Origin of the sequence: Herbiconiux sp. (assembly GCF_023264855.1) — a bacterium.
Taxonomy (GTDB): domain Bacteria; phylum Actinomycetota; class Actinomycetes; order Actinomycetales; family Microbacteriaceae; genus Herbiconiux.
Genome location: NZ_JAHFUW010000085.1, coordinates 1 through 9,707, shown reverse-complemented (window position 1 = coordinate 9,707; position 9,707 = coordinate 1). Strand labels below are relative to the sequence as shown.

At 71.5% G+C, this 9,707-nt stretch carries 12 protein-coding genes and 1 pseudogene; 7 read left to right on the top strand and 6 right to left on the bottom strand.

Translation table 11 applies throughout. The features are described from left to right. The coding region (locus Q0D75_RS20630; protein ID WP_291057701.1) for a hypothetical protein at positions 1-832 on the bottom strand (832 nt) is incomplete at its 3' end. 216 nt (positions 833-1,048) lie between these two features. Here Q0D75_RS20630 and Q0D75_RS20625 point away from each other — a divergent pair. Then, entirely contained in the window at positions 1,049-1,690 is a 642-nt protein-coding gene (locus tag Q0D75_RS20625; RefSeq protein ID WP_291057699.1) for a DinB family protein, read from the top strand. 76 nt (positions 1,691-1,766) lie between these two features. Here Q0D75_RS20625 and Q0D75_RS20620 read toward each other — a convergent pair whose 3' ends face one another. After that, the gene (locus Q0D75_RS20620) at positions 1,767-2,360 is read right to left on the bottom strand and encodes a cupin domain-containing protein (protein ID WP_291057697.1); all 594 of its coding nucleotides are present in this window, start codon (positions 2,358-2,360) and stop codon (positions 1,767-1,769) included. A gap of 285 nt (positions 2,361-2,645) precedes the next feature. On the opposite strand from Q0D75_RS20620, the gene Q0D75_RS20615 reads away from it, so the two are divergent. The 5 genes and pseudogenes from Q0D75_RS20615 to Q0D75_RS20595 all read left to right on the top strand — a co-directional run bounded on the left by Q0D75_RS20615 (position 2,646) and on the right by Q0D75_RS20595 (position 6,691). Then, positions 2,646-3,713: a hypothetical protein gene (locus Q0D75_RS20615; protein WP_291057695.1), complete on the top strand. Its 1,068-nt coding sequence runs from the start codon at positions 2,646-2,648 to the stop codon at positions 3,711-3,713. Positions 3,714-3,784: 71 nt separating this feature from the next. Next, a complete protein-coding gene (locus Q0D75_RS20610) occupies positions 3,785-5,377 on the top strand; it encodes a polysaccharide deacetylase family protein (RefSeq protein WP_291057693.1) in 1,593 nt (530 codons plus the stop codon). Between the two features lie 57 nt (positions 5,378-5,434). Next, positions 5,435-5,731 (top strand): annotated as a pseudogene (locus tag Q0D75_RS20605) (ArsR family transcriptional regulator); the annotation flags it as partial. A 188-nt stretch (positions 5,732-5,919) separates the two neighbouring features. Continuing rightward, a complete protein-coding gene (locus Q0D75_RS20600) occupies positions 5,920-6,411 on the top strand; it encodes an SRPBCC domain-containing protein (protein WP_291057691.1) in 492 nt (163 codons plus the stop codon). Positions 6,412-6,544: 133 nt separating this feature from the next. Beyond that, positions 6,545-6,691: a hypothetical protein gene (locus Q0D75_RS20595; protein WP_291057689.1), complete on the top strand. Its 147-nt coding sequence runs from the start codon at positions 6,545-6,547 to the stop codon at positions 6,689-6,691. A 66-nt stretch (positions 6,692-6,757) separates the two neighbouring features. Here the strand turns inward: Q0D75_RS20595 and Q0D75_RS20590 are convergent, their stop codons facing one another. Together Q0D75_RS20590 and Q0D75_RS20585 are read right to left on the bottom strand one after the other, a co-directional pair. Next, positions 6,758-7,603: a class II glutamine amidotransferase gene (locus Q0D75_RS20590; protein ID WP_291057687.1), complete on the bottom strand. Its 846-nt coding sequence runs from the start codon at positions 7,601-7,603 to the stop codon at positions 6,758-6,760. A 41-nt stretch (positions 7,604-7,644) separates the two neighbouring features. Next, positions 7,645-7,911, bottom strand: coding sequence for a hypothetical protein (locus Q0D75_RS20585; RefSeq protein ID WP_291057685.1), 267 nt, complete (start codon positions 7,909-7,911; stop codon positions 7,645-7,647). A 151-nt stretch (positions 7,912-8,062) separates the two neighbouring features. On the opposite strand from Q0D75_RS20585, the gene Q0D75_RS20580 reads away from it, so the two are divergent. After that, positions 8,063-8,863, top strand: coding sequence for a lysophospholipid acyltransferase family protein (locus Q0D75_RS20580; RefSeq protein ID WP_291057683.1), 801 nt, complete (start codon positions 8,063-8,065; stop codon positions 8,861-8,863). Between the two features lie 21 nt (positions 8,864-8,884). Here the strand turns inward: Q0D75_RS20580 and Q0D75_RS20575 are convergent, their stop codons facing one another. Beyond that, positions 8,885-9,397, bottom strand: coding sequence for a hypothetical protein (locus Q0D75_RS20575; RefSeq protein WP_291057681.1), 513 nt, complete (start codon positions 9,395-9,397; stop codon positions 8,885-8,887). A 51-nt stretch (positions 9,398-9,448) separates the two neighbouring features. After that, positions 9,449-9,707 (bottom strand): PGPGW domain-containing protein (locus tag Q0D75_RS20570; protein ID WP_291057679.1); only part of this gene is annotated, 259 nt, incomplete at its 5' end.

Genomic DNA, 9,707 nt, shown 5'->3' with positions numbered 1-9,707 from the left:
GGTAGCCGCGCGGCGCCCCGTTGATGGGGAACGAGCAGTTGAAGCAGCCGTGCAGCAGCTTGTCGGCGGCGCCCGCGGTGGCCTTCGGATGGTTCGCGTGGTAGCCGGCGATCGTGGCCGAGAAGTCGTAGCTGTAGAACCACACCGGATCCATCAGCACGGGGAACACCGTGTCGGCGCCGAGCTCGACGTGCTGGGTGAGCACCGGTCCATCCCAGCGGTAGCTCGTGGGCAGCTCGGCACCGGATGCGTCGCGTGCCCAGGCTTGACCGAGCGTGCCCACGTAGCGGTTGCCGGCATCCGACACCAGCGCGTCTCCGTCGGGCAGCACGGTGGTGTGGCTGCCCTGCGGGAGATCGAAGGTGTACGAGAAGTCTTCGCCCGAGCGGCGATCGGCCAGCGCGGTGAGCATACGGACTCCGTTCTGGATGGGCTGGACGTAGGCCGTGGCACCGGCCGCTCCGGCACCCGATGCCTCGCCGGCGGAGTAGGCCGTGATGCCCCCGACCTCGTGGGACCGGCCCCGAGCGTAGTCGATGGTCACGCCCACGGGCAGGCCCGCGCCCTCGGTCGCGGCCGGGGCGAGCCGGATGGCGTCGAAGGGATCGGTGGGGATGTCGGCTCGGAACGGGTCGACCCCCTGCTGTTCGCGGATCGCAGCAGCCTGGTCGGCGGTCGCCGGGATGCTCGTCTCGGCCAGCAGTTCGGGGGCCAGGGCGCCGAGTACGGCGACCGGATCGGCGAGGGCGGAAGGATCGCCCGCCGCGATCGGCGCCGTCGGGGCCGCCTGGGCGGGTTGAGCGAACAGGCCGCCGGCGATGGTCGCAACCACGGCAAGGGCGACAGGGACAAGCCGCGGCTTGGATGAGTGGGCACGGAACAACGTGGGACCTTTCGTCGAATCTCCACCCCCGTGGTACCGCCGCGAGCACAGCATATACACATATGGCGTTCGTGCCACACGCTTTCCGAATATTTCTCATCCGCGTCGTATCAGATGCTCCGCGCCGGCTCGCCGGATGTCGGCGGTCGGGTGCAGAGTCGGACCATGAGCCGAATCCCCGACCCCCTCGCCGACAAAGAGACCCTGCACGGCTACCTGCGCGTGCGTCGAGCCGACCTGCTCGCCAAGCTCGACGGGCTCGGCGAGTACGACATCCGCCGGCCGATGACACCCACCGGCACGAACCTGCTCGGCCTGGTGAAGCACGTGGCCTCGGTGCAGCTGGGGTACTTCGGCGAGGTGTTCGGGCGGCTGGGCCGAGACCTGCCGTGGAATGCTCCGGATGCGGCTGCCGAGGCCGACCTGTGGGCCACGGCCGACGAGTCGCGGGCGCAGATCATCGAGCTGCACGAGTACTCGGCGGCGCACAGCGACGCCACGATCGCGGCCCTGGACTGGGACACCCGCGGCGCGGTGCCGTGGTGGCCGCCGGAGCGCCGATCCGTCACGCTGCAGCAGATCCTGGCGCACATGGTGGCCGAGACCGCACGGCACGCCGGTCACGCCGACATCCTGCGCGAGCTGATCGACGGCGCGGTGGGCAACGGGGCGGGCGACCCGAACATCGCCGACCGCGGTGACTCCGGATGGGCGGCGCACCACGCTCGGGTCGAAGCCGCGGCGCGGGCCGCGAGCGGTGGCGCCTTGGGCGGGGGTGCTGCGAGCGGGGACGCCGTGGACGGGTGACGCAGGAGGGCGCCATGGCCGGGCGATGACGCGGGCGCCGCAGACGAGTGATGCAGCGGGCGCGGCTACAGCCGGGTCAGCCCGAGCACTTCGACAGGTCGGTCTCGGCCAGGGGATCGCCGTCGGCGATCACGTAGGTCACGAGCAGCACGACGTCTTCGGTGCCCTCGTTCTTGCCCTCGTGCACGTAGTGAGCGCCCTCCACGATCGAGTCGCCGGCCTCGTACACGTGCACGCCGTCGGGGTACACCGGGGCGTAGTGCGTGAACTCGCCCTGCTCGACGACCGCGATCAGCTGACCGTCGTGGCAGTGCTTGCCGGTTCCCGCACCGGGCTTCAGCGTGATGCGCCGGAAGGCGACCTCGACCGGTCCGTCGACCTCGACCGGTCCGTCGACCTCGACATCGACGCCCGCGGGCTGCTCGCCGCGGCCCAGCTCCTCCACCACCACGGGCGCGTCCGTGGCCGGCGCCGTCGAGGCGGGGGCGTCAGCCGGGGTGGCGCCCTGCGTCGCATCCGTCGGCGTGGAGCCCTGGGCCGTCGAGGCGGGTGTCGCGGGAGATGCAGAGGGATCCGCCCCCGAGCACGCGGTGAGCGAGACGAGCAGCTCCACCGCGGAGACCGCGATCACGAGACGGCCGACGAGGGGGCGTCGAGGGCGATGAGACATGGGAACCTCTTCGTTCGGTGGGTGGCGGGGCGCCCATCGGCACGGGCCGGATTACACCGCCTCGGCCCGATCGTGGCAGAAACGGTGCGGGAGCAGGGCCATTCCGCACCCCCACTTCGGGGCGATCCCAAGCCACCGGCGCCTCTCCCGCCAACCGTGCGACACCTGTTGATAACGTCTCCGCAACGAGAACGGGGTACCAGGGCGCGTCTGCCGGCCCCGGCTGCACCCTCACCTATCCTGATGCCGGATCGCCGATCCACCCCGACCCGGAAGCCGACGACGATGAGCAGCACGCGCGAACGCCTCGAACGCCGTGGCGCGCGGCCGCGCCGACGGCGGATTCTCGCGATCGTGGCGGCAGCACTCGTCGCACTGCTCGCCGCCGCCGCACTCGTCGCCCTGTGGTGGCTACCGCCCGTGCTCGCGGAGACCCCCCGGGAGCGTCTGGTGGCCGACACCGCGATCACGCTGATGCCCGCCGCTGTCGCCACGCCCGGCACCCCCGCGTCCGACTCCGGCCCGGACTCCGAGTCCGACTCCGACTCCGCCTCCGAGTCCGACTCCGACTCCGAGTCCGATGGAGCAGTGACGCCGATTCCATCGGGGGCTTCTACTGCCCAGAGCGTGAGCGTCCTGGCGAGCGCGGGCTGGGTGGTGGTGGGCATCGGCCCGTTCCTGCCGTCCGACCGCACGGTGCTCCTCTCCCCGGATAGCGTGCTGCGGGTGGAAGCCATCGCCGTGGACGCCGCACCTGGCAGCGATGCCGATCAAGGGATGCTCGCAGCGGCGCTGGCCACGTCGAGCGCGTTCGGCGACGGCGAAGCGCCCGATCTGTCGACCGCCTCCTGGAGCGACGAAACCCTCACCTCCGGTGCCACCGTGCGGTACGCCGAAATCCCCGGCGACGGCACGACAACTCTGGTGGCCCTGCTCCGCCCCGCCACCCCCGCCTCCGCCGCGACCACCTCCTCCCCCGGCCCCGCTGCCACCACGCCCGCCGACACCGCCGCGACCACCCCCTCCGCCGACCTCGTGGCTACCACCTCCGCCGACACCACCTCCACCCCCTCCGCCGACGGCACGGCCACCACCCCGGTCGCATACACCGCCAACGACGCGGCCACCACCACCACAACCTCAGCCGACTCCACCGACGGCACGGCCACCACCATCACCTCAGCCGACCCCACCGACGGCACGGCCACCACCACCCCCTCGGCCACCACCCGCACCGGCACCGCGCTAGTCGTGATCGCCACCGCACCCACCGAACGGTCCGCCGCCTACCGCCCCACGATCGCCCAATTCCTCACCGCGGTCAGCTTCGGCGCGGACGATTGGTCGCAATAATGTGTGCACAGCGCCTGGCTAGCGACCGAAAATGCGACCTGACGAGGCTCCGGCGGGCGTGGCGGGCGGCCGTGAGCGTGCTGGTGGTGGGGGCGCTCGCGGGGTGCGCCTCCATCGGGGAGGCTCCGGCTTGGAGTCCGCACGCGGGTGCTCCCGCGGAGCTCGCTATCACCGGCACCTCGGATCCCGCATCCGGGAGCGGTCTGCCGACGCCCGCACCCTCGGTCGACGCCTCGGGCATCGACGTGCGGATGCTGTATTCGGCGAACACGGCCGCCCCGCTGGCCGCACGGTGGGGCGAGATCCCGGGCAACCCGGCCTTCACCGACCTGCTGCGCGGCCGGGTCACCGCCGCCATCGCCGAGCAGAGCGGTCTCGCCGGCGCGCCCTACACACCGGCCGCCGACGCACCGGACATCGCACCGGAGAACCGCGGCTGCGTGCCCGGATCCACCACGCGCCCCGTGGCAGAGCTTCTCGCCGACCCCGCCCTGAGCGCGCCGGGCGAGGGACTGCGGCTCACGATCACCTGCGAGATCCTGGCCGCCGCCGGCACGCTGCTCGTGGAGTCGCTGCGCATCACGACCGCCACCGGCGATCAGATCACCTCCGACCAGAGCACCGTGTACTACGCCGACACCGCGGGCGCCTTCGTGATCACGAGCGACACCTTCGTCACCGACGACGGCCTGCGAGCGCTGCTCCCCCGGCTCGTGCAGTCGCTCAAGGCCGGTGCCGGAGCGCTCGATCCGGCGATGCACCAGAGCGTCGACGACTTTCCGCTCGATCAGCTGCGCACCTGGTTCTCGCACCTCGCGTTCGCGCCCGACGGCGCCCTGGTCGTGACCGTGCCCGCCGGCTTCGGCACTCCCGAACTCGACGCCCTCGCCTCCTGGCGGGCGGGTGCGGGCGCCGACGGCGCGCATCCGCCGTTCACGATCACGGTGCCGGCCGCCGACGCCACCGCACTGCTGAGCGAGCAGGGCACGCAGGTGCAGGCGGTGCTCGCATCCGGAGCCCCTCTCGCCCTGCCGGCGGCCCCCACCCGCGCGCAGGAGCAGGTCGACTGCGCGCTCTTCGCGTGCATAGCTCTCACCTTCGACGACGGCCCGGGCGACTACACCGCCCAGGTGCTCGACGACCTCGACGCCCGCCGCGCCGCCGCGACCTTCTTCCTGCAGGGCTACCGCGTGGCGCAGAACCCGGGCGTGGTGGTGCGGATGCACGCCGAAGGCCACGAGATCGGCAACCACAGCTGGAACCATCCCGACCTCACCAAGCTCACCGACGAGGAGATCCGCGACCAGCTCGAGCGCACCACGAAGGCGATCCAGGATGCGGCCGGCGTGCGGCCGAGCACCTTCCGCCCGCCGTACGGCGCCGTCGACCCGCGCGTGCTCGCGCAGACCGAGCTCCCGGCCATCCTCTGGACGATCGACACGAACGACTGGCGGATTCCGGATGACGCCACCCTGCTCGACCGCGCCGTGCAGCAACCCGGCCCCGGTGCGATCGTGCTGCTGCACGACGTGCACGAGAACACCGCACGGATGACCCCGATGATCGTCGACGGTCTGCTCGGCCGTGGTTTCACCCTGGTGACGGTGCAGCAACTGCTCGGGGGCACGCTCCCCGCGCCGCACACCACCACGTCGCACGGCTGAGCAGCGGCATCCGGAACCCCTTGTGGCCGCAGGGCGACGTGCGTAACATACAACCAAATGGTTATACGAGAGCTGAGCGAAGCCGAGACGGATGCGATCTTCCGCGCCCTGGCCGACTCCACCCGGCGCGACATCGTGCGCCGGGCCATCCGGCAGGAGCAGTCGATCTCGTCGCTCGCCGAGCGCTACGCGATGAGCTTCGCGGCCGTGCAGAAGCACGTGAGCGTGCTCGAGCGCACCGCCCTGATCGGGAAGACCCGTCACGGGAAGGAGCAGATCGTGCGCGCGAACCCCGAGACCCTGCAGCGCGCCGGCCGCCTGCTGGGCGAGTTCGAGCAGCTCTGGCGCGAGCGCCTCGACCGCTTCGGCGCGGCGCTGGCCGCCCCTCAGGATCCGACGCGGGCCCTCACCACCCCATCGACCGACACCACACCGGGTGACCCAGCCCGAACCGGCACCACCGTCACTGACACCATCCGCGCCGACTCCACCGACACCACCCCATCCACCGGCACCACCCCCACCGAGAGAGGACACCGACCATGACGGTCATCAGTTCGCACAAAGATCCCGAGGCCCTCACCCTCACCTTCGTCGCCGAGTTCGAGGCCCCCGTGGAGAGCGTGTGGCAGATGTGGGCGGATCCGCGTCAGCTCGAACGCTGGTGGGGCCCGCCGACCTGGCCGGCCACCTTCACACAGCACGAGCTGACGCCGGGCGCCGAATCGCGGTACTACATGAGCGGGCCGGAGGGCGAGAAGGCCCCCGGCTGGTGGCGGGTCAAGACGGTCGACGCTCCCGACGGCCTCACCTACGAAGACGGCTTCTCGCTCGACGACGGTACCCCGAACCCGGACATGCCCGTCACGCAAGTGCGCGTCAGCCTCGAGCCGGCCGGCGACGGCGTGACGCGGATGACCATCGTCACGTCCTACGAGAGCCTCGACCAGCTCGAGCAACTGATCGCCATGGGCATGGAAGAGGGGATGCGCCAGGCGCTCGGCCAGATCGACGCTCTCCTCGCCGCAGCCTGAGACACGAACGCGGCCCGAACATGAGGCACGAACACTGCCGGCACCGTTCACTCCGGCGACTCTCCGGCCGAGCTCGTGCACAGTGGACGAGGCGGCGCTGAGACTCGCTGGAGTGAACCGCTATCCTGATGCCATGACGGAATCCCGAGGTGCAGACCGCCCAGAATCCGAGGCCGGCGCGGGCGAAGAAGTCGACTCCTTCGACCGCGAGCTCGAAGAGAAGATCCACAGGTACATCGCTTCGGCCACGCCCACCGACGGGCCCGCACCCGGCGCCTGAGCCGAGGCCGCAACGGCCGACCGCTGTACCCGCGGCACCGGGACCGGGACGGGCGGAACCCGCCCCCTACGCGGCGCGCAGGAACGGCTCCTCCCGGTACCCGTCCTCCCCCGGCTCCAAGATCACCACGGTCGACTCCGGCACCTCCACGAACGCGCCGGGCAGATCGGTGAGCGGCTCCGACACGATCACCCGGGCACCCTCGCCGAACACCCTCAGCCGGTCGATGTCGGGATACGCCTTCTGCAGCGTCGCCATCTCCTCGGAGTGGAACAGCGTTCGCGAACGCCCCTCGCTGGAGTACCGGAACGCCCACACGGTCGATCCGTCGCTCACGGCGAAGGTGCCCTGCACCGGATGCGGCACGCTGAGCCGCGCGCCGATCTCTTCGATCTCCCGCAGGGTGCGCGCCATCGCGGCGATCGGATCCTCCCGCAGGCCCCGGCTGAGCGCCAGGTGGAACACGGCCTCGGAGTCGGTCGTGCCCTGCCGCGACGTGTAGAGCGACGGATCGACGGCGAGCTCGATGTCTCGCTGCATCGTGTGGAAATCCCGCAGCGCCCCGTTGTGCATGAACAGCCAGTTCTCGTGCCGGAACGGATGGCAGTTCGTGCGCTGGATCGGCGGCCCGGCCGCGGCCCGCACGTGCGCGAAGAACAACGGGCTCTCCACCGCATGCGCGATCTCGCGCAGGTTCTCGTCGTGCCAGGCCGGTTCGATGCTGCGGAAGAACGCCGGCGCCGCGCCCGGTACGGCTCCCTTCGGATACCAGCCGATCCCGAACCCGTCGCCGTTCACGGTCTCGCGCCCGAGCGGTGAGTCGAGCGACTGCGCCACAAGCGAGTGCGGCGTGTCGAGGATCAGGGTCGACGGATGCAGCGCCTCCCCCGAGTAGGCCACCCAGCGGCACATGGTCGGTGCCCTTCCGCGATCCCGAGCCCGGTCCCGGCCCGCTAGACCTGGGCCGGTCCGTCGGGGCCGAGATCCGTCTCGATCTCGTAGGGGTCGTCGCCGCCCGAGGTGGAGTCGGATCCCGCGGCGGGAGCGGTCGGTGCGCCGTCGCTGCCGTCCGCCTCGTCGGTGTCCTCCTTCGGGTTGAAGTGCGACCCGTCCGGGTCGTGCCCGACCGCGATGCCGTCCGGGGAGTCGGGGATCGTGCCGTCCTTGCCGAGACCCTGGCCGTCGGTGCCGGTTGCCTTGCTGTCGCCGTCGTGGCTCATCGTCGTATCGCTTCCGGCCGGAGATCCTCCTCCGCGGGGATCACGGATGCTCGCTCCGGCTGCTCTCCACTATCCCCCGCTCCGGCCGCGCCCGCTCGAATCCGCACCCCGTACACCGGTTCTGCGCAGGGAGGCCCCGTACGGTTGAGGCATGACCCGACGACGTCCCGCCGAGCCCGTCTATACTGCTGCGATCGGGATCGGACGCTCCGTGTTCGCCGCCCTGCGCGTGAAGCACCGGGCCACCGGCCTGGAGAACATCCCCTCCACCGGCGGCGCCGTGTTCGCCATGACCCACTTCGGCTACCTCGAGTTCGCCCTGGTGGAGTGGCAGACCTGGCTGCACAACCGCCGCCGGGTGCGCTTCATGGCCACCAAGCGGGCCTTCGACAAGCCGGTGGTCGGTGCGCTGATGCGCGGGATGAAGCACATCTCGGTCGACATGTCGGCCGGCGGCGAGGCCTACGCGCAGGCCGTCGAGGCGCTGCGGCGTGGCGAGATCATCGGCGTCTTCCCCGAGGCGGGCGTGAGCGCGAGCTTCACGGTGCGCGAACTCAAGTCGGGCGCTGTGCGGCTGGCCGCCGAAGCCGGTGTGCCGGTCATCCCGGTGGCGGTCTGGGGCGGGCAGCGCCTGCTCACCAAGAACCGGAAGATCCGGATGCGCGACCGCGTGGGCGTGCCGGTCGACTTCGCTTTCGGCACCCCGATCGAGGTGCGGCCCGACGACTCGGTGCCGGAGAGGACCGCCGAGCTGCGCACGCAGTTGCAAGAGCTCACGGCCGGCCTGCAGGCCGCGTATCCGGTCGACGGCACGGGCCAGTGGTGGCAGCCGCGCGACCTCGGCGGCACCGCCCCGACCGTGCAGGAGGCTGCGGATGCCGACGCGGCGCGCGCCCTCCGCCGTGCCCAGGCCGCCGCCGACAGCGCCGCCGGGAACCGCACGTCCCGCTGAGGCGGCATCGGCGCTGCCCGTTCAGGGCAGGAACAGCCTCGGCCCGCTGCGCATCTCACTCGCGCTGAAGGCGTAGGGCTCCCTCGACTCGGCGCCCACGTGCACCCCGTACCGGTCGAGGTTCCCCGGAACCCCCTCCACGACGAACGGGAATCCGCAGCCGAGGATGCCGTTGGCCGACATCACGTCCGAATGGAAGTCGCCGACCTGGATCTCACCGGTCGCGATCACCCCCGAGGCACCGAGCACCTGCAACTCTCCGCCGGCCACGATGTCCTCGAACCCGGCAGGCGCGACGCAGCTCGAGTCGCCGGTGTCCCACACCCGCTGCCGCCGCTCGGCCACCCCCTGCTCGGTCAGCTGCGGATCGCTGATGATCACGAACCCGTACACGGTACGGGGAGCGACGGATGCCGTGGGCGCAGCCCCACTCCCGGAAACCTGTGCCGAGCATCCGCTCAGCAGCATCGCTCCCGTGACCACCGTCGCGACCGCGACGATCTTCGCGCCCACACGGCGCACCGACTCCTGCATGCGAACCCCCGCAGAGAACCTACCCGATCCTCGCTGCACCGGTCGTGCACCTCAAGAGGCGGAACCTCCGGATGCGGCGGCGGCGCGTGTGGCGCGGCGGCGGTCGCGGGCGGCCTTGGCCGCGTCGAAGCCCTTCTTGGCGGCGGCGTTCGCCTTCGTGCGCGCCTTCTTGGCCCCCTCGAACTCCGTGGAGAGGATGCCGAGGCCGCCGAGCGCCACGAGGGCCCCGGGCCCCGGCAGCGGGATCATGACGACGCCGAGAGCGACCGTGCCGCCGCCGACGACGCCCACCCCGGTGCGGTACACGGCA

Bases quoted from the DNA above. Each gene is read 5' to 3' on its own strand.
- Q0D75_RS20625 (WP_291057699.1), top strand. From the start codon at position 1,049: ATGAGCCGAATCCCCGACCCCCTCGCCGACAAAGAGACCCTGCACGGC.
- Q0D75_RS20620 (WP_291057697.1), bottom strand. From the start codon at position 2,360: ATGTCTCATCGCCCTCGACGCCCCCTCGTCGGCCGTCTCGTGATCGCG.
- Q0D75_RS20615 (WP_291057695.1), top strand. From the start codon at position 2,646: ATGAGCAGCACGCGCGAACGCCTCGAACGCCGTGGCGCGCGGCCGCGC.
- Q0D75_RS20600 (WP_291057691.1), top strand. From the start codon at position 5,920: ATGACGGTCATCAGTTCGCACAAAGATCCCGAGGCCCTCACCCTCACC.
- Q0D75_RS20595 (WP_291057689.1), top strand. From the start codon at position 6,545: ATGACGGAATCCCGAGGTGCAGACCGCCCAGAATCCGAGGCCGGCGCG.
- Q0D75_RS20590 (WP_291057687.1), bottom strand. From the start codon at position 7,603: ATGTGCCGCTGGGTGGCCTACTCGGGGGAGGCGCTGCATCCGTCGACC.
- Q0D75_RS20585 (WP_291057685.1), bottom strand. From the start codon at position 7,911: ATGAGCCACGACGGCGACAGCAAGGCAACCGGCACCGACGGCCAGGGT.
- Q0D75_RS20580 (WP_291057683.1), top strand. From the start codon at position 8,063: ATGACCCGACGACGTCCCGCCGAGCCCGTCTATACTGCTGCGATCGGG.
- Q0D75_RS20575 (WP_291057681.1), bottom strand. From the start codon at position 9,397: ATGCAGGAGTCGGTGCGCCGTGTGGGCGCGAAGATCGTCGCGGTCGCG.